This is a genomic window from Plantactinospora sp. CA-294935 (genome assembly GCF_050936445.1).
Taxonomy (GTDB): domain Bacteria; phylum Actinomycetota; class Actinomycetes; order Mycobacteriales; family Micromonosporaceae; genus Plantactinospora.
In genome coordinates this window covers 8,456,541-8,483,049 of the sequence record NZ_JBNJMU010000001.1, presented here as the reverse complement: position 1 = coordinate 8,483,049, position 26,509 = coordinate 8,456,541, and the positions used below count along the sequence as shown (strand labels likewise).

The window sequence follows — 26,509 nt, the reverse complement described above, 5'->3', positions numbered from 1 at the left end:
GCGGACCGCCCGGTGTGCCTGACCGACGCCCGTCCCTTCGGCCGGGCGGTGACGACGTCAGGCGCTCGGCGGGCGGGTGTGGGTGAACAGGCCGCTGTAGGCGTTCAGCGCCGGCTGGCCGCCCAGGTGGGCATAGAGGACGGTGGCCTGCTCCGGGATCTCGCCGCTGGTGACGAGGTCGATCAGGCCGGCCATCGACTTGCCCTCGTAGACGGGGTCGATGATCACGCCCTCGAGGCGGCCGGTCAGCAGGATCGCCTCCAGGGTCGACTCCACCGGGATCCCGTACCGGTCGCCGGCCCAGCCGGCCAGGACGGTGATCTCCTCGTCGCGCAGCGGCCGGGCGACGCCGATCAGCTCGGCCGTGGCTGTGGCGATCCGGGCGACCTGGGCGCGGGTCTCCTCGATCTTCGCGCTGGCGTCGATCCCGATGACCCGCCGTTGCCGGCCACCGGCCTCCTCGAGGGCGGCGAACCCGGCGATCATGCCCGCCTGGGTCGAGCCGGTGACCGAGCAGACCACGACGGTGTCGAAGAAGACGCCCAGCTCGCGTTCCTGCTGCTCGACCTCGTACGCCCAGTTGGCGAATCCGAGCCCGCCGAGCCGGTGGTCGGAGGCGCCCGCCGGAATCGGGTACGGCGTGCCGCCACGTTTGCGCACGTCCTCGATGGCGCGGGTCCACGAGTCCTTGAACCCGATGCCGAATCCGGCCGGGTCGAGCCGGACCTCGGCGCCCATGATCCGGCTCAGCATGATGTTGCCGACCCGGTCGCTGACGCTGTCTGGCCAGTCGACCCAGTTCTCCTGCACCAGCACCGCCTTCAGGCCCAGCGACGCGGCGACGGCGGCGACCTGGCGCGTGTGGTTGGACTGGTACCCGCCGATCGACACCAGCGTGTCGGCGCCCTGCGCCAGTACGTCCGGGACGAGGTACTCCAGCTTGCGGGTCTTGTTGCCGCCGTAGGCGAGTCCCGCGTTGCAGTCCTCCCGCTTGGCCCAGATCGACGCACCGCCGAGGTGGGCGGTCAGTCGCGGCAGCGGGTGGACCGGGCTCGGCCCGAAGGTCAGCCGGTGGCGTGGGAAGTCGGACAGGGCCACGGTCACTCCTCGGTGGTCGGTAGGGTGCGCCAGGTGTCGAAGGCGACCGCTGCCGCCCGGTCCGCGTCCCCGGCGGCGCAGAGCCGGATCAGCTCGTCGTGCCGGGCGAGCGAGGCACGCCCGGCCAGCGAGGAGAAGCGCAGCCGTTCGGCTCGCCGCAGCACCGGGGTGAACTGTTCGAGGACTGCGGCCAGTGCCCGGTTCGCGGCCACGGTCACCGGGATGCCGTGCAGTTCGTCGTCGGCACGCAACGCGGCCTCGACGTCGCCCTGCCCGATCGCGGCACCGAACCGGCGGTTCGCTTCCCGCATCGCCTCGAGGTCGGCGTGACTGAGGCTTCCCACCGCCTCCCGTACGGCCAGTTCGTGCATTGCCGCGACCACGTCGCGGGCGTCGCGGACGTCACGCAGGTTCAGCGAGCTCACCGTCGTGGAGCGCCCCGGCCGGGCCACCACCAGCCCGGCCTCGGCCAGCCGCAACAACGCCTCCCGGACGGGGGTACGGCTGACGCCGAGCCAGGCCGCCAGCTCCACGTCGCGGAGCTGCTCGCCGGGCGCGAGGCTGCCGTCGACGATGACGTCTCGAAGGCGGTGGTAGACGTCGTCGCGGAGCAGGCGTCGATCGATCGCCGGCGCGTTCTCGGGGACGGGCATGCAATATATTGCACACACTGCGGATGATCGGGCAAGCCCGCGCGTCGGCGCAGCCACACCTGTCCGGTCTGGGCGCGCTGTGCGGGTCGCCTTGGCGAATTCCAGGAAGAGATTCACATCCCTGGATGCGCCTTGTAGGATCATCGCGGGAGCCACCCACGCCATCGCAGGCAGCACAGCCGTCTTGCCTGCGCTTCCGAGATTGAACCTTTTTCAACCTCCCCTTGCGGTCCGGTGGACCGCCAGGCCGAACGCGGGGCACGAGCGTCGCGCGGTTCAGATTGAAAAAGGTTCACCCTTCATGTTGGTCGGCGCGTGTTTCCTCGTGGGCCAGGGCATCCCGTCGAGCGACACAGACGTCGGCGGAATGCTGGAGCACTGATGAAAGCCTCACGAACGGCCCGCCATCTGATATTCGCCGCGGTTGCCGTCCTCGTCACCGGGCTCACGACGGTCGTCGTCAACCAGGCCAGCCCGGCCTCGGCGCACGGGTCGGTCACCAACCCGCCGTCGCGGAACTACGGATGCTGGGAGCGCTGGGGTGACGACCACCTCAACCCCAACATGGCACAGACCGACCCGATGTGTGCGCAGGCCTGGCAGGCCAACCCCAACACGATGTGGAACTGGAACGGCCTGTTCCGGGAGAACGTCGGCGGCAACCACCAGGCCGCCGTCCCGGACGGGCAGCTCTGCAGCGGTGGCCGCACCCAGGGCGGGCTGTACGCCTCGCTCGACGCGGTCGGCGCATGGGTCGCGAAGCCGATGCCGAACAACTTCACGCTGACGCTGACCGACGGGGCCCGGCACGGTGCCGACTACCTGCTGATCTACATCACCAAGCAGGGCTTCGACCCGACCACCCAGCCGCTCACCTGGGGCAGCCTCGACCTGGTGCTGCGCACCGGCAGCTACCCGACCACCGGGCTGTACGAGGCCCAGGTGAACGCGGGCAACCGCACCGGGCGGCACGTCGTCTACACGATCTGGCAGGCGAGCCACCTCGACCAGCCGTACTACCTGTGCAGTGACGTGATCTTCGGTGGTGGCGGCAACCCGACCACCCCGCCGCCGACCACCCCGCCCCCGACGAACCCCCCGCCGACCACCCCGCCGCCGGCCGGCAACGGTGCCTGCACCGCGACGTACGCGAAGACGAACGAGTGGACCGGTGGCTTCGGCGCCCAGGTGACGGTGCGGGCCGGCAACGCCGCGATCTCCGGCTGGACGGTGAGCTGGACCTGGCCCAACAGCCAGAGCATCACCAGTTCGTGGAACGCGTCGATAACCTCGAGCGGGTCGTCGGTCACCGCCGCGAACGCCAGTCACAACGGCGCGTTGAGCGCCAACGGCAGCACCAGCTTCGGGTTCAACGGTTCCTGGAGCGGCACGAACACCGCACCTACCCTGAGCTGTACGGCCAGGTAGGAGCAGTCGCGACGGGGATGGCGCCGTTCGGTGCCATCCCCGTTGGGGTCTTCGCCGCCGCGGCGGTCCGGCGGGCAGCCGCCGGTCGGGTCGGACCGGTCGACGGGGTCGTGCCGGTCCGGCGGCTCCGTCCCGGTCAGCGCGAGTAGTACTCGACGATCAGTTGCTCGTCGCAGATGACGGGTATCTCGGCGCGGGCGGGCAGCCGGTTGAGGTGGGCGGCCAGGCCCGCCAGGTTGACGTCGAGGTACGGCGCGGGGCGTGCCGGGGCGTGCGCTCCGGCGGCGGCGGCGAGGAACGGCGCCTTGTGGCGGCTGCGTTCGGCGATCGCAATGGTGTCGCCGGGCCGCAGCCGGGCCGACGGTCGGTCGACGCGCCGGCCGTTGACCGTGACGTGCTGGTGGCTGACCGTCTGGCGGGCCTGGTAGATGGTGCGGGCGAAGCCGGCCCGCAGTACCAGCGCGTCGAGCCGGGTCTCCAGGTCGATCAGGAGTTCTTCACCGGTCTTGCCGGGGCGGTGCACCGCGCGGTCGAACGCGCGTCGCAACTGCCCCTCGCGCAGGTCGTACTGCGCTTTGAGTCGCTGCTTCTCCAGCAGCCGGACCTTGTAGTCGCTCTCCTTGCGCCGAGCCCGGCCGTGTTGCCCCGGCGGGAAGGGGCGGTTTTCGAAATAGCGCACGCACTTGGGCGTGAGGGGGATGCCGAGGGCGCGGGAGCGCCTGACCTTCGGGCGTGCCTGGTTCATCCATCACCTCTTGGTGTGTAAGGTGAGGCTAACCTAACTGGAGGCGTTCATGTCTGGCAACCAGCTCGCTCCCGTACTGGCCGGCTCCCCGGCCGAACGCCTGCGCTCGCTGCTCGTCGCGGCGAAGTCGCTGAGCCTGCACACGCCCGGACACCGGGCGGATCTCGTCGGCCGGCACCACCTGCCGTCCGAGCGGCTGATCGTCGAGTTGCCCGCAGTGAGCTGCCTCGCCCGGCACCTGCGCCAGTCGGGCGAGCTGGTGGCGCTGGTCGAGGTGACCGATCTGGCACCCGTCCCGGTTCGTGACCGGGTCCGGGCCCGGGCCACTCTCACCGGCTGGTTGACCGTCGCCGACGGCGTCGCCGACGCCGATGCGGAGCTGCCGGCCGTACTGGAGCTGGCAACGGCCGAACTGGTCACCGCGGGTACCACCGCGTCGATCGATCCGGCGGCGTTCGCCGTCGCCCGCCCGGATCCGCTGGCCGACAGTGAAGCCGACCTGCTCTGCCACCTCGACGACCACCATCCCGAGACGGTCGCGCTGCTGTCCAGGCTGGTACCGCCGGGTCGGCTCCACGGGGTACGCCAGATCCGACCGCTGGCGCTGGACCGGTTCGGCATCGTGCTCCGGCTGGAACATCCCGACCACGACTCCGACATCCGGCTGTGCTTCCCGATGCCGCTGCGCGACGGTGACCAACTCGCGGACGCGGTCCAGGCGATGCTGGACGGCGGCCACGGCTGCCTGGCGTCCGGCAACGACGGCGACCGCCCGGGTGGTCGGGCCGCCTGACGGCTCGGGTACCCCGTTCGCCGACCTGGTCCACCCGCACTCGGCCGGTCGCCGGCACGTCGACGACCGGCGAACCGCACCGCCTCCGGTGGCAGGGTGCCGCCAGCTCCGCCGGCTCGTCCACCGGGACGACCGCGACGCCGCCCCCGGGTCAGCCGACCATCCGGTCGCACAACCGCCACAGTCGATCTGCCTGCTCCGGATCGATCGCGTAGTGGGCGACGGACGAGGCGAGCTCCGCCTCGTCCGTGGGCTTGACGGTGACCGGCGTCGCCTCCGCGCAGTCGTTGAAGTAGCGGCCGGTGACGTGGGACAGCAGCGGTGAGGTGGCGAGCATGACGGAGGTGGCCGCCCCCTGCTGGGGGCTCTTCTGCAGGTCGGCCGGAACTCCGAGGTCACCGCCGATGTACTGCTGCAGGCCGGTGGCGATCGCGCCCGGGTTGAGGGCGTTGGCCGTTATCCCCAGCCCGGCCCAGCGACTGGCCGCACCGACGGCGAAGAGCGCCACGGCGGTCTTGGCCTGCCCGTACGCGAGCTGGGGGTGATACGGGCGGGAGAGGTAGTGGATGTCGTCGAAAACGACGGGGGAGAGGTGGTGGGCACTCGAACTGACCGACACGACGCGGGCGCCTTCGGCCCGGGCCAGAGCGTCACGCAGCCCGACGGCGAGCAGATGGTGGCCCAGGTGGTTGACGGCGAACTGCTCCTCCCAGCCCTGCGCGGTCCGGCGCAACTCGGGCAGCGCCATCACCCCGGCGTTGTTGACCAGGATGTGCAGCGGCCCCTCCCACTCGTCGACGAAGGTCCGGATGGACGAGACGTCGGTCAGTTCGAGGCGGGCGACCCGTACCTCGGGGTTTCCGGTCGATTCCACGATGTCGGCCACTGCCTGGCGGGCGTTGTCGTCCCGAGCGGTCACCGTCACCTGCGCCCCCGCCCCGGCCAGTGCCCGCGCCGTCTCCAGACCGATGCCCGAGACGCCTCCGGTGACGATGGCCCGGCGTCCGGACAGGTCGATCCCGTCGATGACCTCCGCGGCGGTGGAGTGCCGTCCGTACGGTGTGACGATCCGTGCCATGATCCGTCTCTCGGTTGGTTCGGTGCTGCGAGGTTTCGCCCGGAAACCGCCCGCACCTGCCGCAGCGCGCCCGCGGTGCGTTGCGCGGCAGGCGACCACCATCGCGACCTGCGATGAAGTGCCGGTTCCGATCGCCGCCACTCTTCGCTCCCCATGATCGTCTGCCCTACCGGCCCGGCATTCCCGCCAGAGGGCACTTCAAGCCCTCGCCGACAGGCCCTGGTGGGACCACCGCAGCTCCGGCGGGCGGGTCGGCGGCAGGGGGCCGGCTCGGGCCCGCGCACCGGCGAGCATGATTCGGCCGGGATCCGGACGTCGCCGCCGGTACGCCGTATATGCCGGATCCAACCGCTGTATCCGGAGTTCCTCCCTATCGTGGCACTGTGGTGGCCGGCAGACTGAACCTTTTTCAACCTCCCCTTGCGGTGCGGTGGACCGCAAGGTCGAACGCGGTGTGTGAGCGCCGCGCGGTTCAGGTCGAAAAAGGTTCGCCGCCCAGGCGGCGGTGATGATCACCCGGCGTGTCAGCGGCAGAGTTCGCGGCGCGCTGGTCGAACGGTGGCGCCAACTGCGGGCGGTCGAGGTGGTCGTGGCCCAGAGCGCCGTGTCGGCGGCGCTGGCCTGGTTCCTGGCCGCCGAGCTGATCGGCAACCCGCAACCGGTGTTCGCTCCGATCGCGGCCATGGTCACCCTCGGGATATCGGCCGGTCAGCGACTGCGCCGGGCGGTGGAGCTGGTGTTGGGCGTGACGGCCGGTATCGCGGTCGGCGACGGGCTCATCTATGTGATCGGGAGGGGATCGTGGCAGATCGGTGTGGGGGCCGCGCTGGCCATGACGGTGACGATTCTGGCTGGTGGGTCGGCGGGGATAGTGTCCCAGGCCGCCACCTCGTCGGTACTGGTGGCCACGTTGCGACCGCCCACCGAGGGCATCTACTTCACCCGTCTGATCGACGCGTTGATCGGTGGCGCCGTGGCGCTGTCGGTGATGGCCCTGCTGCTGCCGGTGAATCCGGTGACCGTGGTGTCGCGGGTGGCCCGACCGGCTCTCAACGTACTCGTCGAAGGCCTGACAGTGACCGCGCGGGGCCTTGCGGAGCGCGATCAGGATCCCGTGCAGGAGGCGCTGGCGGCGCTGACGCGTGGTGAGGAGAAGCTCGACGAGTTCTACGAGGTGCTGCCCCAGGGGCGGGAGGCCGCCACCATCGCGCCGCTGCGCTGGCGGTCGCGTGCCGCGTTGCAGCAGTACGTGAAGGCTGCGGAGTACGTCGAGCGCGCCGTCCGTAACGCCCGGGTGCTGACCCGGCGGGCGGTGACCCTGCTGCGCGACGACGAACCGGCGCCGAAGGAACTCGTGGCCTCGCTCTGTGGTCTGGCGGAGGCGGCGAAGGTGGTGCAGCGCGATCTTCGCCGCGGTTCGATGCCGAAGGGGGCCGTGGAACTGGTGTGCCACGCCGTGGAACAGGCGAGCGCCGCCTACCGGCAGGGTCTGGGCTTCTCCGGCAGTGTGGTGGTCGCGCAGATCCGCGCCATCGCCACCGACCTGCTCGGAACGACCGGACTACCGCATGACGAGGCGGAGCGGGAGGTACGCCGGGCCGGAGGTACGCCGGGAGACAGTTTCGAAGCCGGGGACGAGACCCGGGGTGGAGCGGATCCGCAGGGCCGCCCGAGGCGTCCGGGCGGCGACGGAACCTCCTGACAGTGCCGGCCGGGGTGGACGGGCCGCGGCGACCGGGCCCGGCCGGCACCTGGTCGGTCGGCGAAGGCCCGTACGCCGCGGGCTGTCAGTCCGGACAGCAGGAGCAGTCCGGTGGGCAGCCGCACGCATCGTCGGCGGTCGTGGCGGCGGACCGCGCGGTGGCCGGGGACGCGGTCAGCGGGACGGCGCAGCAGGTGTCGCCGCGCCATGCCTCGCGCCCCTCCCGGACCGCGACGGCCGCGATGACCAGCGCGGCGACCGGGTCGGCCCAGGACCAGCCGAACAGGCTGTTGAGGCCGAGCCCGAGCAGTAGGACCGCCGACAGGTAGGTGCAGAGCAGGGTCTGCTTGGAGTCGGCGACCGCCGAGCGGGAGCCGAGTTCGCGGCCGGCGCGACGCTGCGCGTACGACAGCAGTGGCATGACCGCCAGTGACAGCGCGGCCAGCCCGAGGCCGACGGTGGAGTGTGCGGCCTCGGCGCCGCCGAGGAGGGCGCGTACCGACTCGACCGTCACGTAGCCGGCAAGGGCGAAGAACGAGACCGCGATGATCCGCAACGCGATCCTCTCCCGGGACTGCGGGTCCCGGCCGGCGAACTGCCAGGCCACGGCCGCCGCCGAGGAAACCTCGATCACCGAGTCCAGACCGAATCCGATCAGGGCGGTCGACGAGGCGAGGGTGCCGGCGGTGATCGCCACCGCCGCCTCGACGACGTTGTAGGTGATCGTCGCCGCGACCAGCAGCCGGATCCGTCGAGCGAGCAGGGCGCGGCGGGCCGGCGCCGGCCCGGGCGGTTCGAGCCGCAGCGGCGCGGCCATCAGCAGCAACCCTTCGCCGTGGCGTCGGGACAGGCGGCCGGATCCACCGTCAGCACCAGGCCGAGCAGATCGCCCAGCGCGTGCGCCATCCGGGCGTCGACCAGCTCGTAGCGGGTGCGGCGACCCTCCGGTACGGCCACCACCAGGCCGCAGCCGCGCAGGCAGCCGAGATGGTTGGACAGGTTCTGCCGGGTGGTCCCCAGCAACTCGGCCAGTTCGGCCGGGTAACCCGGCCCTTCCCGCAGGGCCAACAACAGTCGTGCCCGCGTCGGGTCCGACAGCGCGTGACCGAATCGGGCCAGCACCTCGCCGTGCGTCAGCGTCTCCACACCGCGATAGTACATCAAACGCTGTACTGTCTGGTCCGGCGAGGCTATCCGCTGGGTGAACGCCGGAGGTACCCGCCGTGCCGGCCGGGTGTCCACATGGCGCCATGTCGCCTCTGCGGCACCGCAGGTTGATGACCAAGGAAATGCTCCGGCCACAGACTCCGACTGTCGCCGTTGACGGCGTCTTCGCGAGAGTCGAAGGAGACCCCGCCATGTCATCTCCGCTGCGTCGTACCGCTGCCGTGCTGGCCGCCGTACTCGCACTCACCGCCGCCGGGCCACCACCGGCGACCGCCGCGCCTCCGTCGACCGTACCCCCGGTCACCGGGTCGCTGGCCGCGCTCGGTGCGGCCGCCGCCGGGTCGCGGGTCACCCTGATCACCGGCGACGTCGTCGAGGTCTCCCCGGCCGGTGCCGGCCGATACGCGGCCTCGGTCCGCCCGGCGGCCGGACGGGAACGGATCACCTTCCACACCGTCGAGGTGGACGGCGGGCTGCGGGTACTGCCCAGCGACGTCGTGCCGTACGTCTCGGCGGGCACCCTGGACGCGGACCTGTTCGACGTCGAGGAGTTGATCGCCGACGGGTACGCGGACGGCGTCGCGGCCAGCCTGCCGCTGATCGTCCGCTACCAGAACCCCGCTGCCGGCACCGCCCGCGCCCTGGCCGGTACGACGAACACCCGACCGCTGGCCAGCATCGGCGGCGCCGCACTGGCGGCCGGTAAGGACTCGCTGGCCGGCTTCTGGCAGCAGGTTCGTCCGGCCGACCCGGCCCGTTCGGCGGCCACATCCGCGCTCGGTGCCGGGATCAGCCAGATCTGGCTGGACGGCCGGGTCCGGCCGGTGCTGGACCGCAGCGTCGCCCAGATCGGCGCCCCGGCCGCCTGGCAGGCCGGCCTGGACGGTTCCGGGGTGAAGGTGGCGGTACTGGACACCGGGGTCGACCAGACCCACCCGGACCTGGCCGGCAAGGTGACGGCCCGGAACTTCAGCGGCAGCCCGGACACCACCGACCACCATGGACACGGTACGCACGTCGCGGCGACCGTGGCCGGCACCGGCGCCGGATCCGGCGGTACCCGCAAGGGGGTGGCCCCCGGCGCGAGCCTGCTGGCCGGCAAGGTGCTCGGCGACGACGGCGTCGGCTACGACTCCTGGATCATCGCCGGGATGGAGTGGGCCGCCGAGCAGGGCGCGGCGGTGGTCAACATGAGCCTCGGCGGCGGACCGACCGACGGCACCGACCCGCTCAGCCAGGCGTTGGACCGGATCACCGCCGACACCGGCACCCTCTTCGTGGTGGCCGCCGGCAACGAGGGCGCGAACTACACCGTCGGTACGCCCGGCGCGGCCCCGTCCGCGCTGACCGTCGGCGCGGTGGACCGGGACGAGTCGCTGGCCGACTTCTCCAGCCGGGGCCCCCGACTCGGCGACGAGGGACTGAAGCCGGAGATCACCGCCCCGGGGGTGGGCATCGTGGCCGCCCGCGCCGCCGGCACCGGCATGGGCACCCCGGTCGACGACCGGTACACCGCCGCCTCCGGCACCTCGATGGCGACGCCGCACGTGGCGGGTGCGGCCGCGCTGCTGGCCCAGGCTCATCCGGACTGGTCACCGGCGCGGCTGAAGGACGTGCTGGTCAGCACCGCCCGGACCAACCCGGAGCTGTCGGTGTTCGACCAGGGCACCGGCCGGGTGGACGTCGCCCGCGCGGCCAGCCAGCGGGTGTACGCCAGCAGCCAGGTCGACTTCGGCCTGCACACCGACCCGGACACCACCGTCACCGCCCGGGCCGGTGCGGCTGCGGTGCCGGTCGGCAAGGTCGTCACGTACACCAACGACGGGCCGGCGCCGGTCACCCTCAGCCTCGCCGTCGAGCTGGAGGACGTCGCCACCGAAGTGCCCGAGACCGATGCCGTGACGACCGGTTCCGGTACGGTCACCGTGCCGGCCGGAGGGTCGATCGAGGTACCCGTCACCGTCGACCTGGCGAAGCTGGACCGGGGACTTTTCGGCGGCTGGATCACCGCGACCGGGCCGGGCGGCGTGCTCGCCAGCACGGCGGTGGGCGTGAGCCTGGACGGCCCCCGGCACAAGGTAACCCTCCGCGCGGTCGGCCGGGCCGGCCAGCCGGTGGCGGTGCCGGTCGTCGCCCTGATGGGCGACAACTACCGCTGGGACAACCTGAACTTCCTCTGGCCGGGGGAGACCAAGACCATCGAGGTCGGCGAGGGTACGTACCTGCTGCACGCGCTGATCGAGGACGGCGGCGTACTCGACGAGCAGGCCACCCTGATCACCGATCCGGAACTGCGCGTCGACCGGGACATCGAGGTGCTGCTCGACGCCCGCAAGGGCACCCCGATCCGGATCGAGACGCCCCGGCCGGCCGAACAGCAGGCGGTGCTGAGCTACTACTCGCACCGGGTCACCGGCACCGGTCGGCAGATCAGCCACGGCACCATGCACTTCAGCACGATCCAGCAGGTCAACGTCACCCCGACCGGCAGGCTGACCAGTGGGCAGTACGAGTTCTCGTCCCGGTGGCAGTTCGTCGCGCCGATGGTGCGCGCCGAGGTCGCCGGGGTCACCGGTCCGCTCGACGTCAACCTGACCGGGCAGTCCCCGGCGTACGACGGCACCCGCCGGTTCCCCCTCGTCCACGCCGGCCGGGGCACCCCGGAGGAACTGGCCGAGGCGAAGGTGCGCGGCGCGGCGGTACTCATCGAGTCCAGCAACGAACCGGGCGGGGAGGACGCGCCGAGCGAGAGCGAGGTGACCGCGGCGGCGGCCAGGGCCGGCGCGGCGGTGACCCTGATGGTGCGTCCGGCGGACTGGTCGGCGTGGACGGTGTGGCGGCCCACCGGCGATCGGGAGCCGATCCCGATGCTGGCGGTGGCGAACGACGACGGTCAGCGGCTGATCGCCCGGGCGCAGCGGGGCCGGGCGACGCTGGACCTGACCCTGACCACCTCCAGCCCCTATCTCTACGACGTGCAGCACGTGGAGCGGAACCGGATCCCGGACCGGATCGTCTACCGGGTGACCCCGACCAACTCGACACGGATCACCACCCGGTACGCCGACAACGGCGGATTCCCCTGGGCGAAGGAGCAGCGGTTCGGATGGCGCCCCTGGCAGACCTATGCATGGAACGACACGTCCCGGTTCGTGGCCACCCCGAAGGAGCGCGAGGAGTGGGTGACCACCGGCGACTCGGTCTGGCAGCACCGGGTAAGCCACGAGTGGCCGTGGAACGAGATGGGCGCGCTCGACAGCGGGATGGCCGAGCGGCCGACCAGCTACCGTGCCCGTAGGGCCGAGGAGACCTGGCTGGCCCCGGTGGTCCGCCCGGCCTCGCCGCGCGGGATACCGGAGCTGGTCTCCACCCGCACCGGGAACACTCTCGCGCTGCGGGTGCCGGAGTTCGTCGACGCCGAGGGCCACTACACGATCGGCGAGACGTTCCGGGCGGGCGCCACGCTGTGGCGTGACGGGAAACTGCTGGCCGAGCTGCCCGACGCCCGGCAGGACGTGCTCACCACCGGGCCCGAGGCGAACTACCGGCTGGCCCTGACCACCGAGCGCGGTGCCGAAGAGTGGATCTGGGGCACCCGCACCGAGACGGTGTGGCAGTTCCGTTCCGGGCAGCGGTCCGGCGACGAGGCCCGGCCATTGCCGCTGTTGCAGGTCGACTACGCCGCGCCGGTGGACCTGACCGGGCGGGCCAGCGGCCGGCCGCACACCGTCGGGCTGCACGTCCGGCACCAGGACGGTCACGCCACCGCGAACGGAACCAGGCTGACCGCCGAGGTCTCCTTCGACGAGGGCGCCACCTGGCGGTCGGTCCGGGTGACCGGGTACGGCAACGCCTACCGGGCGAGCGTTCCGGCCGGAGAGGGCACGGTGTCGCTGCGGGTCCGGGCCACCGACCGGTCCGGCAACGCGGTCACCCAGACCGTGATCCGGGCGTACGGGCTGCGCTGAGCGGCCCCGGGGCGGGACGGCGCACTCCCTGCCGTCCCGCCCGAACCGGCACACGGCCGCCGTCCGGCCCGAACCGGCGAACTGCCTGCCGTCCCGCCCGAACCGGCGCACGGCCGCCGTCCGGCCTGACTGGTGTCGATCGGCCGTCAGCGTCCGGACCGGTGCCGACCGGCTGTCGTCCCGTCCGGACCGGCGCGGCTGTCACCGCACCGCGGGTGCCGTCCGTTCCGTCAGAGCCAGCCGCGGCGGGCGGCCTGGAAGGCCAGCCCGGTCCGGGTGTCCACCCCGGCCAGCGCCATCAACCGCTCCAGCCGTCGCTGCACGGTCCGCCGGCTGACGCCGAGCTGCGACGCGATCGACTTGTCGGGAAAGCCGGCCACGAACAACGACAGCAGGAACCGCTCGCCGTCGTCCAGCGCATCGTCGGGGGCCGCGTCGGCCAGTCCACCGCGATCGGCGTCCCAGCGGATCGGCGTCGCCCGGTCCCAGTGGCTCTCGAAGAGCGCCAGCAGGGCGTCCAGCAGCTCACTGCGCCGGATAAGTGCGGCGGTCGGCTCCCCGACGTCGCGCTCGTCGTCCGGTACCAGCGGGCAGATCGCGGTCGACCGATCGGCGATGGCGATCCGGACCGGCAACGTCGGCAGGGTACGCGCCTCCTCCCCGGCGCGGACACTCTCCGCGATGCTCTCCAGTTCGCCGGGTGCCTCCAGCAGCGCCCGCTCGTAGATCGCCCGGTAGCGCACCCCGCGGGCCAGCGCACCGGACTCCTCGGCGTTCTCCGAGCCGGACATGGCCAGCGGATTGGCGCGGCAGAACCAGAGGATCTCCTCGCGGGCCGAGTCCTGCAGGTCGCGCAGCCGGTCGCGCAACGCACCCGCGCCGACCACCACCTCCACCAGGTGGTCGGCGTTGCGGCGCCGGGCGCTGGTCCGGTACTCCTCGGTCAGCGCGGCCACCGCCTGCCGGGCGTTCTCCAGCGACTCCTGCCGGCGCAGCAGGGTGTTGCCCAGCGCGACGTCCGGCGGCAGCGGCTCGAAGACCGGGTCCGGCCCGGGGCGTGCCATGGCCAGCCCCTTGCTCCGCAGGCCATCCAACACCGCGCCGGCCTCGTCGAGTGGTACGCCGGCCAGCCTGGCGAGGTCGGCCGGCCGGGCCGCGGAGAGGCGCAGCAGCAGCCGGTACGCCTGCTCCTCCTGCGGTCGCAGCAGCCCGGTGTCGTCGAACATGCCCGCCTCCCCTACTCCCCGCCGACTGCGAAGACTCTACGAAGCAGACGGCGCCGTCCGTGCACGGCCAGGACGCCGGGGCGGCTGCGGCGGCGGTGCCGGCCGGCCGGACCGGCGCCGGTACGCCTCGGGCGGACGATCGACGGAACGGCAGGTTACCGCGGGGTAGGCTGCCCAGGTGATCGACCCGGAGGTTCGAGGCAGCACTCAGCGACTACGCCAGATCGAGGCGGTGGTCGATGCCGCCCTGTCCCATTCCGCCGCGGACGAACTGCTCGACGAGCTGCTCGACCGAGTCCGCGAGCTGCTCGGAGCCGACACCGCCGCCGTCCTGTTGCTCGACGACCACGCACAGCAGCTTGTCGCCACCGCAACCCGGGGTCTGGAAGAGGAAGTTCGACAGGGTATCCGAATTCCGCTCGGTCAAGGTTTCGCGGGGCGTATCGCCGCCACCAGGGAGCCGGTCATCCTGGACCGCGTCGACACGTCGAACGTGGTCAACCCCATCCTGCTGGATGCCGGTGTCCGATCGCTGGTCGGCGTGCCCATGTTCGCCGCCGACGACGTCGTCGGCGTGCTGCACGTCGGCAGCCTGTACCCCCGACAGTTCACCGCCGACGACGTGGAACTGTTGCAGACGGTCGCCGAACGGGCCGGCCCCGCCTGCCGAACCCGTTCCAACCGCATCCACCGGGCCGCCGCCCTCGCCCTGCAGCACAGTCTGGTACCGAGCCGCCTACCGCGGATCCCCGGCCTGGAGATGGCCGCCCGGTACGTACCCGGACACGACGCGGGAGTCGGCGGCGACTGGTACGACGTCTTCACCCTGCCCTCCGGATGGCTGGGCATCGTCATCGGCGACGTCTCCGGCCACGGCCTTCCCGCCGCGGTGGTCATGGGCCGGATCCGCAGCGCACTGCGGGCCTACGCCCTCGTCTGCGACGATCCGGCCGAGGCGCTCACGCTCCTCGACCGCAAGATCTACCACTTCGAGGCCGGCAGCCTCGCCACGGTGCTCTACGCCATGGTCCCACCCGACCGGACCAGGATCCTGATCTCTCTCGCCGGACATCTCCAGCCCGTCATCAGCGCCCCCGGTGAACCGAGCAGGGTCCTGGACCTCCCCATCGGCCAGCCGGTAGGACTCGGCCGGGACCAACCACAACGCCAGTACTCCGAGATCCAGCTCCCCGCCGACACCACGGCCATCTTCTACACCGACGGACTCGTCGAACGACGCGGTGAAATCATCGACACCGGCATCGAACGACTCCGTACCCTGGCCGAGGCGGGCCCACCCGAAGCGCTCTGCGCGCACATCGTCAACACTCTGGCCGCCCCCCGCCGCGCCGACGACATCGCCATCCTCGTCGTCCGGACCAACCCCTGACCGCCCGCACCCGAGCGCGGATCCTCGGCAACACCCGCGCCACTACGGTGGTGCGATGACGAATCGGCCCAAGGTGTTGATCTCCGCCGACCTGGAGGGCGTCTCCGGGGTCGTGCACCCCACCGAGACGAACTCGGGCGGGTACGACTACGAACGCGGCCGGGCACTGATGACGGCCGAGGTGAACGCGGCGATCGCCGGCGTGCTGGACGCCGAGCCCGACGCCGAAGTCTCCGTCGCGGACTCGCACGGCCCGTTTCGCAACCTGCTGCCGGAGGAACTCGACCGGCGGGCACGGCTGATTCGGGGCAGGCCCCGCCCGCTGGGCATGGTGGCAGGCCTCGAAGCTGGGGTGGAAGCGCTGCTCTTCGTCGGATACCACGCCCGCGCCGGTGCCGGGCCGGCCGTGCTGGCGCACACGATCAGCGACGCCGTACTCGACCTGCGGCTCGACGGACGGTCGGTGGGGGAGATCGGGCTCAACGCCGCTGTGGCCGGCCACTACGGAGTACCGGTGGTGCTGCTCAGCGGGGACGACGCGGCCTGCGCCGAGCTTCGGGACCTGGTACCGGAGGCGGTGACCGTCGAGGTCAAGCAGGCGCTCGGCCAGGCGGCGGCGGAGACGCTGCACCCCAGGGAGGCCCGGGACCGGATTCGTCTGGGCGCCGCCGACGCGGTCCGGGGACGCCGGCGGATCCGTCCGGTGCCGGCTCCCACTCCGGTTCGGATCGAGCTCGACCTGTACGGCCCGTACACCGTCGACCTCGCCACCCTGGTGCCCGGCGTCACCCGGGCGGCGGGCGGCCGCACACTCGCGTTCACCGGGCGTGACATGGCCGAGGCGTACCGAGTGGTCCAGCTCGTGGTGCAGCTCGCCCAGATCAAGCCCGGCTGATCCGTTCCCGTTCCGAGCAGCGGTGCCTCACCCCGCGGACCGGCCCGCCGCCAGCTCCGCCAGCAGCTTCTCCACCCGGGTCCGGATCTCGTCGCGGATCGGCCGGACCGCATCGACGCCCTGGCCGGCAGGGTCGTCGAGCTGCCAGTCCTCGTAACGCTTGCCGGGGAAGACGGGGCAGGAGTCGCCGCAGCCCATGGTGACGATCACGTCGGAGGCCTCGGCCGTCTCCCAGTCCAGCAGCTTCGGGACCTGGGTGGTGATGTCGATGCCGACCTCCCGCATCACCTCGACGGCGGCGGGGTTGACCCGGTCGGCGGGCGCCGAGCCGGCGGACCGTACCTCGACGGTGTCGCCGGCGAGGTGGCGTAGCCAGCCGGCGGCCATCTGGGAACGGCCGGCGTTGTGCACGCAGACGAACAGGACGCTGGGCTTGTCGGACATGATCGGTTCCTTCGAGGTCGGGCGGCGCGGGCGCGCCGACGGCATTCCGGTGCCGGCTGGGCCGGCGTCCCGGCCGGCGGTGACGCGTTCGGGCAGCCCGGGCAGCCGCCGGTCGAGCAGTGAGCTGCGGAACCGGGGTCGGTAGGGCTCGTTGACGTGCCGGCCGAACGGCCCGGGCAAGGGCTGCTCGTCGGCCCTCGTCAGCCGGACGCCGTGCGCCTGATCCGGCACGGCGTTGTCAGCGGATCGGGGTGGGTCGGTCACGATGGGCTTGCCGAGGTGGTGCGGAACAGGCGCCGTCGCAGGGCGAGGCTGACGTAGACCAGGGCGACGAGGACGGGTACCTCGATGAGTGGTCCGACGACGCCGGCGAGGGCCTGGCCGCTGGTGATGCCGAAGGTGCCGATCGCCACGGCGATGGCCAGTTCGAAGTTGTTCCCGGCTGCGGTGAAGGCGAGGGTGGTCGTCCGTTCGTAGCCGAGCCCGATGGCCCGGCCGAGGGCGTAGGAGCCGGCCCACATGACCGCGAAGTAGGCCAGCAGCGGCACCGCGATCAGTGCGACGTCCCACGGCTGGCTGGTGATCGCGTCGCCCTGCAGGGCGAACAGGATGACGATGGTGAACAGCAGTCCGTACAGCGCGATCGGGCCGATCCTCGGCAGGAAGGTGTCCTCGTACCAGACTCGGCCCCTGCGGCGCTCACCGAGGCGTCGGGTGAGGTAGCCGGCGAGCAGCGGGATGCCGAGGAAGATCAGTACGTTGCCGGCGATGTCCCAGCCGGATACCTGCAACGCCGCTCCGGTCAGGCCGAGCCAGTCCGGCAGTACCGACAGGTAGAACCAGCCGAGTACGCCGAAGGCGAGGACCTGGAAGACGGAGTTGAGGGCGACGAGGACGGCCGCGGCCTCCCGGTCGCCGCAGGCGAGGTCGTTCCAGATGATCACCATGGCGATGCAGCGGGCCAGGCCGACGATGATCAGGCCGGTGCGGTACTCGGCGTGGTCGGCCAGGAAGATCCAGGCCAGGGCGAACATGACCGCCGGGCCGACCAGCCAGTTCAGTACGAGGGAGGAGATCAGCAGGCGGCGGTCGCCGGTGACGGCGTCCAGCCGGTCGTAGCGGACCTTTGCCAGCACCGGGTACATCATGACCAGCAGCCCGACGGCGATCGGTAGGGAGATGCCGCCGATCTCGACCGCTTCCAGCGTGGTGTCGAACCCGGGGATCGCCCGGCCGAGCAGCAGCCCGGCGACCATCGCCAGGCCGATCCACAGTGGCAGGAAGCGGTCGAGGTGGGAGAGCCGGGCGACGAGCGCGGGTGCCGGGTCGACGGTGCGGGTGGTGGTCATCAGCACTCCCGGCGGGATTCGGCGTTGGCCCGGGCCTGGGCGGCGAGGTCGGTGAGCTGGACGGCGGCGGCTTCCAGGGCGTCGGGTAGCAACCGGTAGTAGGTGAACCGGCCGTGCGGTTCGGCGACGACCAGGCCGGCGTCGCGGAGTTGTCGCAGGTGTCCGGAGACGTTGGGCTGCTTCGCGCCGGTGTCGGCGACCAGGTGGCAGGTGCACGCCGGCCCCTGGGCGAGGAGGTCGACGATCTGCGCCCGGAGCGGGTCGGCGAGCAATTTGATCACATCAGGCGCGTCTGATATCAGCACACCCTGATGTAACCATCCGAGGTCATCCCTCGTCCAGCGGGCTCAGGTGAACATCGGATGTACCAGGCGGCACTGGCCAACTCCGGCAACGGCCGGGGTGGCGGGTTCAGGTGTTCGCCGGGCTCCCGACTCCGAGGAGGCTGGCGAGCTGGCCCATGATGACCGGCCGGGCGCGGTAGTAGACCCAGGTGCCCCGACGCTCGGCATCGACGAGGCCGGCCTCGCGCAGCGTCTTGAGGTGGTGGGAGATCGTCGGCCCGGACAGGCCGAACGCCGGGGTGAGATCGCAGACGCAGATCTCCCCGGTCGGTGCCGAGGCGATCATCGACATCAGTTGGAGGCGCACCGGATCGCCGAGCGCCTTGAAGGCCGGGGCGAGTACGGCGGCGGTCTCCGCCGGAATTCGCTGTTCGGTTATCGGCGCGCAGCACGGCACCCCGGCGTTGAGATCGGTCAGGCTGAGTGTCGGCGACTGCTTCGACATGCGTCTAGGTTGACAGATGTCGAATCAGCGTGCAAATCTCTGATTCGAAGAACATCAAGACAGCCCGTTGTGAGGAGAAGTCGATGCTCCGCCTGTTCCGCCGTCGTGCCCCGGAGACGGGAGTCCGGTTCTGCGACGGCTGCGCCGAGGTCACCACCCCCGACCAGCGCGCCCGCCGCCGCTACGAGCGCGACCACACGCACCTCCACCGCCTGACCCTGCCCCGCTGACCACCGAGGAGTCCGAGATGACCGTGCACGAGAACGCCGGTGGTTTCGCCGGAGACCCGGCCGCCGCCCTGGACGTCGCTGGATCCACCGGCTGCTGCGGCGGTTCCGCCCAGACCGCGAACATCACCCTGCCCGACCCTGCCGGTGGCACCTGCTGCGGAACCCCGGCAGGGGCGGTCGCCGCCAACTCATGCTGTGCTCCGGCCGCCAAGGCTGAAGCGGTCGCCGCCGGACAGGGCTGCTGCGGATGACCGGCCGCTCCGGCCCGCCGGTCGGCGGCATCGACGCGGCACTGGCGGCCGTCTCGGCCGACCGGGCGATCGCGACCGTCGGCACGCTCGCCGGTGACGCCTTCGCCGGCCGGCGGGTCGGCACGGCGGGCAACATCGCCGCCCGGGCCTGGCTCGCCGCGCGGCTGACCGACCTCGGCGCCGCCGTGACGTCCGACCCGTTTCCGGTACGAGGGGTGCCCGACATCTACGCCACGCCGACCGCCCGGTGGGGTGACCGGACCACCACCTCGGGGCTCTCCTTCGGCAGCGACGCCTCCCTGCACCTCGCCTCCGCCGACCTGCCGTCGGCCCGACGTGGCCCACTGGGTCTTGCCGGAGCATGTGATCCGCGCGACCGCTGGCTCGTCGTGCCGGCCACGACGGGCCTGTTCGAGGCGTACGGCACCGCCGACGGGGCGGCCGGGCTGCTGGTGGCGCGCGATGTCGATGCGGACGGCTGGCAGTTCACGATGCTGGCCGGTCCGGATCCGGGCCCGCTGCCGGTCATCACCCTGTCCGGCCCGGTCCACGACAGGGTCGGCCGGGTGGCCGTAGCCCGCAGTGGCGGTTGGTTCGAGGCCGACGCCCCGATCCGGCGCGCCGACGTGACCGCCGCGAACCTGCACGGCCGACTCCGGCCACCGGTGGCGGGGGAGCCGGACCTGCTGCTGGCCGCGCACTTCGACGGTGTGGGCGACCACCCCGGGCTCCGGCAGCCGGCCGCGGCCGACAACGCCAGCGGCGTCGCGGTGGTCCTCGACGCCGCCCGGGTGCTCGCCGCCGCAATGCCGGCCGGCCCCGGGCTGTCCGTGGCACTGCTCGACGGCGAGGAGGTGGGTGCGCTCGGCTCCGCCCGGCACGCTGCCCGGCTCGCCGAGACCGGCGCGGATCCGCTGGTGGTCAACGTGGACGGGGCGGGACGTCTGCACCGGGCCGCCGCCGTGGAGGCCGGTGGTCCCGCGCACGGCCTGCTCGCCGTCCTCGACCAGGCTGGCCGGCGCACCGGCGTACCCCTGGCGGCCGGCCCGGTCGCCTCGGACAATCGCCGCTACGCCGGCGCCGGCTTGGCCGCGATCGGGATCGGGGCCGGGATGGCCGGCTACCACAGCCCGTCCGACACGCCGGATCGGGTCGAGTCGGACACGCTGGCGGCGATCACCCGACTTGTCGTCGCCACCGTGTGGCTCGCCGCGCGCGCCTCGACCCGACTTCCATCGTCAATCGGCGATAAGCGATAGAGTGCGCGATGAAGGCGGGTGGCGGAGTTGCCGGGCGCCCCGACCTGAACCACGGCCCGAGGCGCCTCGACCACACCGGCCACCGTCCGGCCTCGCGATCACCTGACCCCGCGTCAACCGACCCGGATCGGGCGAAGACACCGTCCGACCTGCAATTTCGCGCACTTTCAAGATAGGGAGTTGTGATGAGCGACCGACTGGGAGATCTGCCGGTAGCGGTGCTCGGCGCCGGGCCCGTCGGGCTGGCCGCCGCCGCCCACCTGCACTCGCGCGGACTGCCGTTCACCGTTCTCGAGGCCGGCGACGGCCCTGCCGCGGCCGTCGCCCAGTGGGGGCACGTGCGGCTCTTCTCGCCCTGGCGGTACAACGTCGACCAGGCCGCCGCCCGGATGCTGCGCGACGCCGGCTGGGTCGAGCCCGATCCCGAGATCCTGCCGACCGGCGCCCAGCTCGTCACCGAATACCTCCAGCCGCTGGCGGACCTTCCCGCGCTCAAGCCGAACATCCGGTACCGGTCCCGGGTCACCGCGGTGACCCGGCTCGATGTGGACCGGCTCCGCTCCGCCGGCCGGGAGGGTGCGCCGATCCTGATCCGGCTCGGCTCCGGCGAGGACCTGCTCGCCCGGGCGGTCGTCGACGCCACCGGCACCTGGGCGACCCCGAACGTCCTCGGCGCCTCCGGCATCCCCGCGCACGGCGAGGCCGATGCGGCCGCGTTCATCGAACACGCCCTACCCGACGTCCTGGGTGTCGACCGGGACCGGTTCGCCGGCCGGCACACCCTCGTCGTCGGCGCCGGCCACTCCGCCGCGAACACCCTGCTCGCCCTCGCCGACCTCGCCACACGGGTCGACGGGACGAAGGTCGGCTGGGCGATCCGGGCCGGTAGCCCGGCCCGCAGCTACGGCGGGGAGAGCGCCGACGCCCTGCCGGCGCGCGGCGCCCTCGGCACCCGGCTGCGTGAGCATGTCGAAGCGGGCCGGATCGAACTGGTCACCGGCTTCTCCGTGCACCGGCTCGTCCCGACGTCCGACGGGCGGGTCGAGGTCTCCGACGGAACCCGTACGCTGGCCGTGCACCGGATCGTCTCGGCGACCGGGTTCCGGCCCGACCACTCGATCAGCACCGAGCTACGTCTCGACCTGGACCCGATTCTGGGCTCCACCCGGGCCCTCGCGCCGCTGATCGATCCCAACCAGCACTCCTGCGGGACGGTGCCGCCGCACGGCGTCGACGAACTCGCCCACCCGGAGCCGGGCTACTACGCGATCGGGGTCAAGAGCTACGGGCGGGCCCCGACGTTCCTGATGGCCACCGGCTACGAGCAGGCCCGCTCCGTCGTCGCCGCCCTCGCCGGGGACTGGACGGCGGCCCGGGACGTCCAGCTCGACCTGCCGGAGACCGGGGTCTGCAACAGCAACCCGATCGTCGACGACGACACCGCCGGCGCGGGCGGCTGCTGCGGCACCCCGACCGCCGACGCCGCCCCGGTCAGCAGCCCACGCGGACTCGCCACCGGCATCTCGGGCGGCCTGATCGCCGCGCCGCTGCCCCTGGTCGAGGTCTCCGCCGCACCCGGCACGGAGCCCGCCGGCGGCTGCTGCGCCGGCTGAAAGCCGTGGTCCTCGCCGCCGCAGCTCCTTGGCTGAGCGCCGGCTGGCGCGGCTCTGCCGTCGGCTGAGCGCCGGCTGGCGCGGCTCCGCACGCCCGAACCGGTGCGCGGACCGCGCCAGCAGATCTTCCAGCTCAGCTCGCCACCTCCGATCTCACCAGGCCCAGGTGTCGGGGCTGGTATTGGTGACCAGAACGCCGATGCCGTAGTCGCTGATAACCACGGCGGTGTAGCGGTCTTTGTCGTACACGTTGAGTTTGTATTTTTCGCCCTTCTCCGACCACTGCCAGTAGTCGTTCGTGCCGGACTGCGGCGAGATGGACTGTTGCCGTGACATGGCGGCGGGTGCCAGGCCGTCCACGTCCAGGCTCTCGGACCTGCTGCCGCCGGTCCAGGTGACATTGCCGGTCAACGTCTCGCTGGAGATGTTGACCACGAAAAAGTCAAACGACCCACCGCCCGCCATAGGGCCCTTGTCCGCACCCTCGGATTCCTTCAATCTCTTGATCCCCCCGTCTCGGACCCGGCGCCAACCGACCGGGCACCAGATCAGAATAGGGTGATAAAAGCGCGTTTGGGGGCGAAAGTAGACACCTGGCAGGCGGCGGGGAGCGGTTCCGCCGTGCGGATCGCTGCTGGCCGGGTCAGCCCCGCAGTTGCTGGGTGATCGTGCGGTCGGTGATCTGGGTGTCCTTCGCCAGCATGAGCGCCTTGCTGAGGATGACGGCGAGCACCCGGTCGCCCTCGAACGGGAGGAAGACGTCGCCGGTCGAGGAACTGGCCGTCTGCTTCGGCACGATGCAGAGGTATTGGTCGTTCGGGCTCATCAGGATATTGCCCGAACCCAGGTGGATCTTGTAAGTGCGCAGGTCGCCCCGGACCACGAGGAAACGGCCCTCGACCTTCGCCCGGTCGGCGATGGCCAGCCGGGGGACGAGGCGTTCGAGCATCTCCCGGCGGGTCTGCGCGGTGCCGCTGAGCTCGCCGAAGCTGTAGGACGCCCAGTACTCGCGGAATCGCCCTCCGGGACCACCGTCCTGCCAGGTGGGGTCGTTGCCGACGCTGGCGACGCCGACGAAGAGGTCGACGTCGCGCAGCACCTCGCTGAGCACCAGCGGCGGGATCTCGGCCAGCGGCACCGGGTCGGTCGGCTGCGCGTCCTGGGACACCCACTGCTCGTAGCCGCCGCCACCGGCGTGCGCGTAGTGCTCGGGCGCGCCGATCGGATAGAACCGGACCTGGTCGGTGGCGATCCGCAGGTATGCCCCCGACTCGGTGGTGTCGGCCTCCCAGTCGTCGCCGATGCCCTCGATCCAGAACTCCGCGCGCAGTCCCCACTGCGGCAGCTCGCGGGTGGCCGGCTCGTAGGCGTCGTCGACCATCATCCGCAGCTTGTTGCGCCATCCCCGAGCCGCGGTCAGGGCATGGAACTGGTGCTGGCGCAGGACGTGCGCCGCGTACCGGTTGGAATAGACCCGGGTGTTCTCCTCGGCCGCGGTCAGCAGGTAGACCTCGCGGTGTGCCTGCTTGAACGGCTGGGTCACCTGCTTGGCCTCCAGCCATGCGCGCCAGGCGAGCACCTCGGCCACCTCGCGGCCGATCGGGTGCCACAGCCGGACCGTCTCGCCGGCCGCGATCTCCTTGTCCTCGTGGGTACGCAGAGCACCGTCAGCGAAGGCGCAGGGCACGTCGTCGACGAGCCAGATCAGCCGGCGGGCCAGCGTACCGAGCAGGGGGTGGTCGAGGTAGCGGGCGCGCCAGGCGTCGAACGGCCAGACCCGCTGGGCGAGGAACTGGCGGTCGAGGCGTTCCGTCTGGGCCGAGAGCATCTTCTCGACGTCCTTCACGGCGGCCTTGAAGTCGGCGAGTTGCTCGGGGTGGGCGGACCGTACCGCGGCGGGGACCGACTTGACGATCTTCCCGGTGCTGTTGCGCCAGGTCACAGTGACCGTTCCGGAGGTGGCGTCCAGCGTCGCCGACGCGTCGCCGAAGTGTTCGACCCGCCGGCCCACCTCGGTCAGCCCGTACGCCGGTACGGCGAGTTCCTCGACCTCGTCCCGGGTCAGGCCCAGCGCCGCCGCTCGGGCGTCGAGGGCCGCGTTCAGCTCCTTGAGCGTGCCCTTGAACGTGACCCGGGCGGCGAGCCGGGCGATCTGGGCGAGCGCCTCCTCGGTCGGCACCCGCGACAACGCGTAAACGGCGGCGTTGGCAATCTTGGGGCTGCGCGGGCCGAGCCCGGCGACCTTGCGCAGCGCCGTCTCGACGAGCGCGCCGAGCGTCCGTGGGGTCTCGGGGTGGTCGGGCAGGAAGGAGGTCATCCAGACCAGTCCACGCAGTGGGGTGGTGTTGAACTGGTCGAAGGCCTCGTTGACGTCGTGCTCCCAGCGTGTGCGGTTGAGCCGGATGGTGCGCGGCTGCCCGACCAGGGCGAGCCAGCTCCGCAGCCGGTCACCCGGCTCGGGCAGCTCGTCGAGCAGCCTGCGGGCGGCCGTCTCCCACTTCTGCGACGGTTTGGCGCTCGTCGCGGTCACCGCGTGCCGGAACAGCTCATGCCAGCGACGGGCCTCGTCCGGGTCGAGCGACGCGACGTCGGCCAGGGCGCGGTCGGCCCACGCCTCGCCAGAGTTGAGCGCCGGTGCGTCGAGCTTGGCCAGCAACGGCTTGAGTGCCTCGGCCGAGCCCCAGTAGCCGTGTGCGACCGTCCGGCGCAGTACGGCGACGACCTCCGGTGGCAGCGGCCGCCCGGCGTCCAGCAGGAGTTCGGCCATCCGCCGCTGCTCCTCGCCGTCGAAGTAGGCGGTGTGCCGGGCGCCGAAGCCGAGCGCGACGGCGGCCGAATCCGGTGTCGAGATCTTGCTGTAGCGCCTGACCAGGATTTCCAACAGCTCGTTGGTGACCCGGCGATGGTCGGTCTCGGTGATCCGGCAACACCGGTCGAGGATCGCCATCAGCAGCTCGGGCTTGCGCTCCGGTGCGACGAGCCCGAGCGCGTCGGTCACGTGCCGGCTTTCGTGGCCCCAGTGACCGGTGTAGACGGCGGCGTAGGCCAGAGCCTCGTCGGCGAGGCCCTGGACGTCGCCGCGCCGGGCCAGCTCCGCCATCCGATCGCCGTATTCGGGAAAGAGCACCGGCGTCGGCATCAGCCACCCACCAGCGGTACGAGCTTGAGAAAGGTGATCCGGGTGCCCCGGGTCAACTCCACGACCGCGTCCAGCTCGTCGACCTGCCGGTCGTCGACGAGGACGATGAAACCGTTGCGGGAGAACGCCTCCAGCGCGCGGTCGGCCTGCTCCTGCGGGTCGATCCGGCGCGGCTGCCTGAGCTTGAAACCGTTGAGTGTCCGCTCGGTGCCGGTCGGCTGCACCAGCCCGCGGAAGTGGTCGCCACCCTTCGCGTTGTGCTCGGCGACCTCCTGGAAGACGCGGCGACGGATCACCTCCCGCACCGGCAGGCGTTCCTCGAAGATTTCCAGATGCCATGCGGCGCTGCGTTCGCCCGCGGTCGTCTCGTCGACGAAACTCACCATCGCCATGGCGTCGCAGTCTAGGGCCGCCCACCGACAAGGGGCCGGCCGTGGCGCCATCGGACCGGATTCGTGATCCGCGGCGGGTGCCCCGGCACGCCTCCACCTGTCACCGCAGATCCAGCCCTGCGGGCCGCCTGCCCCACCTGCCGAGGGTGGTCAGGAGGTGAGGACGTTCGGCGGGGGGACGAGCCGGCGGAAGGACTCGGCCGCCCGGCCGATGTCCACCCAGGCGTCGCGCAGGACCGGCTCGCCGTGGCCGGGAAGAAGTACGTCGACCTCGCGCCCGGCCAGCGCGTTGACCGTCTCGGCGTACCGGTCGAGCCGGCAGTCGTGGATCGCCTGGAGACTCACCCGTCCGCCGGCGAAGAGGCAGTCACCGCTGAACAGGATGGTCCGGCCGGCGCGGCGGAGCAGTACGACGAGGTGGCCGTCGCAGTGGCCGGGCGCGTCGAGGATCTCGACGTCCAGCTCGCCGGCCCGGACGATGTCGCCGCCGGCCAGTACCCGATCCACTGTGCTGGGTGCCAGCCGGTAGTCGGACGGGTAGACCCCGACGGCGCGGGCCGCCGCCAGCGAGGTGCGCGACTCGTCGGCGGTGGCCAGCGCTGCCGCGGTCTCGGCGCTGGCCAGGACGGGCAGCCCGGCGGCCCGGGCCGCGGCGGCGCCACCGGCGTGGTCGGCGTGGTAGTGCGTGACGATGGCGCCGCTCAGGGCGGCCGGGTCGCAGACCTCGGCGACGGCGGCCAGCCACGCCCGGGCGCCCAGTCCGGTGCCGGTGTCGACCAGCACGCCGCCGCTGCCGTCCCAGATCAGATAGCAGTGGCAGTCGTGCGGGTCGGTGAGAGCCTCGGGGTGGCTCCCGCTGCCGACCAGCCAGACGGATTCGAGCAGCGGAACGGCGCCCAT

Annotated in this window: 25 protein-coding genes; 10 read left to right on the top strand and 15 right to left on the bottom strand. The window is 72.0% G+C overall.

Going from position 1 to position 26,509, the window contains the following annotated elements:
- Nucleotides 1–57 precede the first annotated feature (57 nt).
- The gene (locus ACQEVC_RS37225) at nt 58–1,098 is read right to left on the bottom strand and encodes a 1-aminocyclopropane-1-carboxylate deaminase (protein ID WP_432887682.1); all 1,041 of its coding nucleotides are present in this window, start codon (nt 1,096–1,098) and stop codon (nt 58–60) included.
- 2 nt (nt 1,099–1,100) lie between these two features.
- Complete coding sequence (locus ACQEVC_RS37220) at nt 1,101–1,751, bottom strand: GntR family transcriptional regulator (protein WP_432887679.1); 651 nt, start codon at nt 1,749–1,751, stop codon at nt 1,101–1,103.
- Between the two features lie 381 nt (nt 1,752–2,132).
- On the opposite strand from ACQEVC_RS37220, the gene ACQEVC_RS37215 reads away from it, so the two are divergent.
- The gene (locus tag ACQEVC_RS37215; RefSeq protein WP_432887678.1) at nt 2,133–3,179 is read left to right on the top strand and encodes a lytic polysaccharide monooxygenase auxiliary activity family 9 protein; all 1,047 of its coding nucleotides are present in this window, start codon (nt 2,133–2,135) and stop codon (nt 3,177–3,179) included.
- A 136-nt stretch (nt 3,180–3,315) separates the two neighbouring features.
- On the opposite strand, the gene rpsD is transcribed toward ACQEVC_RS37215, so the two are convergent.
- Nucleotides 3,316–3,924: a 30S ribosomal protein S4 gene (gene rpsD / locus ACQEVC_RS37210; protein WP_432887675.1), complete on the bottom strand. Its 609-nt coding sequence runs from the start codon at nt 3,922–3,924 to the stop codon at nt 3,316–3,318.
- A 49-nt stretch (nt 3,925–3,973) separates the two neighbouring features.
- Between rpsD and ACQEVC_RS37205 the strand changes: the two genes are divergently transcribed.
- Nucleotides 3,974–4,717, top strand: a complete 744-nt coding sequence (locus ACQEVC_RS37205; protein ID WP_432887673.1) for a DUF2470 domain-containing protein — start codon at nt 3,974–3,976, stop codon at nt 4,715–4,717.
- Nucleotides 4,718–4,868: 151 nt separating this feature from the next.
- Here ACQEVC_RS37205 and ACQEVC_RS37200 read toward each other — a convergent pair whose 3' ends face one another.
- Nucleotides 4,869–5,795, bottom strand: coding sequence for an SDR family NAD(P)-dependent oxidoreductase (locus ACQEVC_RS37200; protein WP_432887671.1), 927 nt, complete (start codon nt 5,793–5,795; stop codon nt 4,869–4,871).
- A 508-nt stretch (nt 5,796–6,303) separates the two neighbouring features.
- Between ACQEVC_RS37200 and ACQEVC_RS37195 the strand changes: the two genes are divergently transcribed.
- Nucleotides 6,304–7,497: an FUSC family protein gene (locus ACQEVC_RS37195; protein ID WP_432887669.1), complete on the top strand. Its 1,194-nt coding sequence runs from the start codon at nt 6,304–6,306 to the stop codon at nt 7,495–7,497.
- An 85-nt stretch (nt 7,498–7,582) separates the two neighbouring features.
- Here the strand turns inward: ACQEVC_RS37195 and ACQEVC_RS37190 are convergent, their stop codons facing one another.
- Both ACQEVC_RS37190 and ACQEVC_RS37185 read right to left on the bottom strand, forming a co-directional pair.
- Nucleotides 7,583–8,314, bottom strand: a complete 732-nt coding sequence (locus tag ACQEVC_RS37190) for a cation transporter (RefSeq protein ID WP_432887666.1) — start codon at nt 8,312–8,314, stop codon at nt 7,583–7,585.
- A complete protein-coding gene (locus tag ACQEVC_RS37185; RefSeq protein ID WP_432887664.1) occupies nt 8,314–8,658 on the bottom strand; it encodes an ArsR/SmtB family transcription factor in 345 nt (114 codons plus the stop codon). Before ACQEVC_RS37185 ends, ACQEVC_RS37190 begins: the two co-directional genes overlap by 1 nt.
- Nucleotides 8,659–8,855: 197 nt before the next feature.
- On the opposite strand from ACQEVC_RS37185, the gene ACQEVC_RS37180 reads away from it, so the two are divergent.
- Nucleotides 8,856–12,632 carry a S8 family serine peptidase gene (locus ACQEVC_RS37180; protein WP_432887662.1) on the top strand — a complete coding sequence of 1,259 codons (3,777 nt, stop codon included), beginning with the start codon at nt 8,856–8,858 and terminating at the stop codon, nt 12,630–12,632.
- Between the two features lie 230 nt (nt 12,633–12,862).
- Here ACQEVC_RS37180 and ACQEVC_RS37175 read toward each other — a convergent pair whose 3' ends face one another.
- Entirely contained in the window at nt 12,863–13,858 is a 996-nt protein-coding gene (locus tag ACQEVC_RS37175; RefSeq protein WP_432887660.1) for a helix-turn-helix domain-containing protein, read from the bottom strand.
- A gap of 178 nt (nt 13,859–14,036) precedes the next feature.
- Here ACQEVC_RS37175 and ACQEVC_RS37170 point away from each other — a divergent pair, with 178 nt between their 5' ends.
- Together ACQEVC_RS37170 and ACQEVC_RS37165 are read left to right on the top strand one after the other, a co-directional pair.
- Nucleotides 14,037–15,248: a PP2C family protein-serine/threonine phosphatase gene (locus ACQEVC_RS37170; RefSeq protein ID WP_432887657.1), complete on the top strand. Its 1,212-nt coding sequence runs from the start codon at nt 14,037–14,039 to the stop codon at nt 15,246–15,248.
- 55 nt (nt 15,249–15,303) lie between these two features.
- On the top strand, nt 15,304–16,143 hold the full coding sequence (locus ACQEVC_RS37165) for a M55 family metallopeptidase (protein WP_432887654.1): 840 nt from the start codon (nt 15,304–15,306) through the stop codon (nt 16,141–16,143).
- A gap of 27 nt (nt 16,144–16,170) precedes the next feature.
- Here ACQEVC_RS37165 and ACQEVC_RS37160 read toward each other — a convergent pair whose 3' ends face one another.
- The 4 genes from ACQEVC_RS37160 to ACQEVC_RS37145 all read right to left on the bottom strand — a co-directional run bounded on the left by ACQEVC_RS37160 (nt 16,171) and on the right by ACQEVC_RS37145 (nt 18,725).
- Entirely contained in the window at nt 16,171–16,587 is a 417-nt protein-coding gene (locus ACQEVC_RS37160; protein WP_432891915.1) for an arsenate reductase ArsC, read from the bottom strand.
- A gap of 260 nt (nt 16,588–16,847) precedes the next feature.
- The gene (gene arsB, locus ACQEVC_RS37155) at nt 16,848–17,936 is read right to left on the bottom strand and encodes an ACR3 family arsenite efflux transporter (protein ID WP_432887652.1); all 1,089 of its coding nucleotides are present in this window, start codon (nt 17,934–17,936) and stop codon (nt 16,848–16,850) included.
- Nucleotides 17,936–18,241: an ArsR/SmtB family transcription factor gene (locus tag ACQEVC_RS37150; protein ID WP_432887649.1), complete on the bottom strand. Its 306-nt coding sequence runs from the start codon at nt 18,239–18,241 to the stop codon at nt 17,936–17,938. The genes arsB and ACQEVC_RS37150 overlap by 1 nt, the downstream gene beginning before the upstream one ends.
- 106 nt (nt 18,242–18,347) lie before the next feature.
- Nucleotides 18,348–18,725: an ArsR/SmtB family transcription factor gene (locus ACQEVC_RS37145; protein ID WP_432887647.1), complete on the bottom strand. Its 378-nt coding sequence runs from the start codon at nt 18,723–18,725 to the stop codon at nt 18,348–18,350.
- Nucleotides 18,726–18,808: 83 nt separating this feature from the next.
- Here ACQEVC_RS37145 and ACQEVC_RS37140 point away from each other — a divergent pair, with 83 nt between their 5' ends.
- From ACQEVC_RS37140 to ACQEVC_RS37125, 4 genes are all read left to right on the top strand, one after another.
- The gene (locus ACQEVC_RS37140; protein WP_432887644.1) at nt 18,809–18,955 is read left to right on the top strand and encodes a hypothetical protein; all 147 of its coding nucleotides are present in this window, start codon (nt 18,809–18,811) and stop codon (nt 18,953–18,955) included.
- Between the two features lie 17 nt (nt 18,956–18,972).
- Entirely contained in the window at nt 18,973–19,206 is a 234-nt protein-coding gene (locus tag ACQEVC_RS37135) for a hypothetical protein (protein ID WP_432887641.1), read from the top strand.
- The gene (locus tag ACQEVC_RS37130) at nt 19,203–20,465 is read left to right on the top strand and encodes a M28 family metallopeptidase (RefSeq protein ID WP_432887639.1); all 1,263 of its coding nucleotides are present in this window, start codon (nt 19,203–19,205) and stop codon (nt 20,463–20,465) included. Before ACQEVC_RS37135 ends, ACQEVC_RS37130 begins: the two co-directional genes overlap by 4 nt.
- A 185-nt stretch (nt 20,466–20,650) precedes the next feature.
- Nucleotides 20,651–22,078, top strand: coding sequence for an NAD(P)-binding domain-containing protein (locus ACQEVC_RS37125; RefSeq protein WP_432887636.1), 1,428 nt, complete (start codon nt 20,651–20,653; stop codon nt 22,076–22,078).
- 153 nt (nt 22,079–22,231) lie between these two features.
- Here ACQEVC_RS37125 and ACQEVC_RS37120 read toward each other — a convergent pair whose 3' ends face one another.
- The 4 genes from ACQEVC_RS37120 to ACQEVC_RS37105 all read right to left on the bottom strand — a co-directional run bounded on the left by ACQEVC_RS37120 (nt 22,232) and on the right by ACQEVC_RS37105 (nt 26,509).
- A complete protein-coding gene (locus ACQEVC_RS37120; protein WP_432887633.1) occupies nt 22,232–22,576 on the bottom strand; it encodes a hypothetical protein in 345 nt (114 codons plus the stop codon).
- A gap of 145 nt (nt 22,577–22,721) precedes the next feature.
- On the bottom strand, nt 22,722–25,217 hold the full coding sequence (locus ACQEVC_RS37115) for a DUF4132 domain-containing protein (RefSeq protein ID WP_432887631.1): 2,496 nt from the start codon (nt 25,215–25,217) through the stop codon (nt 22,722–22,724).
- Entirely contained in the window at nt 25,217–25,609 is a 393-nt protein-coding gene (locus ACQEVC_RS37110) for a hypothetical protein (protein ID WP_318396327.1), read from the bottom strand. The genes ACQEVC_RS37115 and ACQEVC_RS37110 overlap by 1 nt, the downstream gene beginning before the upstream one ends.
- Before the next feature lie 150 nt (nt 25,610–25,759).
- Nucleotides 25,760–26,509, bottom strand: coding sequence for an MBL fold metallo-hydrolase (locus ACQEVC_RS37105; protein WP_432887627.1), 750 nt, complete (start codon nt 26,507–26,509; stop codon nt 25,760–25,762).

Excerpts from the sequence above, each read along its gene's own strand:
- ACQEVC_RS37135 (WP_432887641.1), top strand. The coding sequence starts at position 18,973 with ATGACCGTGCACGAGAACGCCGGTGGTTTCGCCGGAGACCCGGCCGCC.
- ACQEVC_RS37215 (WP_432887678.1), top strand. The coding sequence starts at position 2,133 with ATGAAAGCCTCACGAACGGCCCGCCATCTGATATTCGCCGCGGTTGCC.
- ACQEVC_RS37130 (WP_432887639.1), top strand. The coding sequence starts at position 19,203 with ATGACCGGCCGCTCCGGCCCGCCGGTCGGCGGCATCGACGCGGCACTG.
- ACQEVC_RS37125 (WP_432887636.1), top strand. The coding sequence starts at position 20,651 with ATGAGCGACCGACTGGGAGATCTGCCGGTAGCGGTGCTCGGCGCCGGG.
- arsB (WP_432887652.1), bottom strand. The coding sequence starts at position 17,936 with ATGACCACCACCCGCACCGTCGACCCGGCACCCGCGCTCGTCGCCCGG.
- ACQEVC_RS37165 (WP_432887654.1), top strand. The coding sequence starts at position 15,304 with ATGACGAATCGGCCCAAGGTGTTGATCTCCGCCGACCTGGAGGGCGTC.
- ACQEVC_RS37205 (WP_432887673.1), top strand. The coding sequence starts at position 3,974 with ATGTCTGGCAACCAGCTCGCTCCCGTACTGGCCGGCTCCCCGGCCGAA.
- ACQEVC_RS37175 (WP_432887660.1), bottom strand. The coding sequence starts at position 13,858 with ATGTTCGACGACACCGGGCTGCTGCGACCGCAGGAGGAGCAGGCGTAC.
- ACQEVC_RS37190 (WP_432887666.1), bottom strand. The coding sequence starts at position 8,314 with ATGGCCGCGCCGCTGCGGCTCGAACCGCCCGGGCCGGCGCCGGCCCGC.
- rpsD (WP_432887675.1), bottom strand. The coding sequence starts at position 3,924 with ATGAACCAGGCACGCCCGAAGGTCAGGCGCTCCCGCGCCCTCGGCATC.
- ACQEVC_RS37185 (WP_432887664.1), bottom strand. The coding sequence starts at position 8,658 with ATGTACTATCGCGGTGTGGAGACGCTGACGCACGGCGAGGTGCTGGCC.
- ACQEVC_RS37115 (WP_432887631.1), bottom strand. The coding sequence starts at position 25,217 with ATGCCGACGCCGGTGCTCTTTCCCGAATACGGCGATCGGATGGCGGAG.
- ACQEVC_RS37160 (WP_432891915.1), bottom strand. The coding sequence starts at position 16,587 with ATGTCCGACAAGCCCAGCGTCCTGTTCGTCTGCGTGCACAACGCCGGC.
- ACQEVC_RS37200 (WP_432887671.1), bottom strand. The coding sequence starts at position 5,795 with ATGGCACGGATCGTCACACCGTACGGACGGCACTCCACCGCCGCGGAG.
- ACQEVC_RS37105 (WP_432887627.1), bottom strand. The coding sequence starts at position 26,509 with ATGGGCGCCGTTCCGCTGCTCGAATCCGTCTGGCTGGTCGGCAGCGGG.
- ACQEVC_RS37110 (WP_318396327.1), bottom strand. The coding sequence starts at position 25,609 with ATGGCGATGGTGAGTTTCGTCGACGAGACGACCGCGGGCGAACGCAGC.
- ACQEVC_RS37145 (WP_432887647.1), bottom strand. The coding sequence starts at position 18,725 with ATGTCGAAGCAGTCGCCGACACTCAGCCTGACCGATCTCAACGCCGGG.
- ACQEVC_RS37220 (WP_432887679.1), bottom strand. The coding sequence starts at position 1,751 with ATGCCCGTCCCCGAGAACGCGCCGGCGATCGATCGACGCCTGCTCCGC.
- ACQEVC_RS37195 (WP_432887669.1), top strand. The coding sequence starts at position 6,304 with ATGATCACCCGGCGTGTCAGCGGCAGAGTTCGCGGCGCGCTGGTCGAA.
- ACQEVC_RS37140 (WP_432887644.1), top strand. The coding sequence starts at position 18,809 with ATGCTCCGCCTGTTCCGCCGTCGTGCCCCGGAGACGGGAGTCCGGTTC.
- ACQEVC_RS37180 (WP_432887662.1), top strand. The coding sequence starts at position 8,856 with ATGTCATCTCCGCTGCGTCGTACCGCTGCCGTGCTGGCCGCCGTACTC.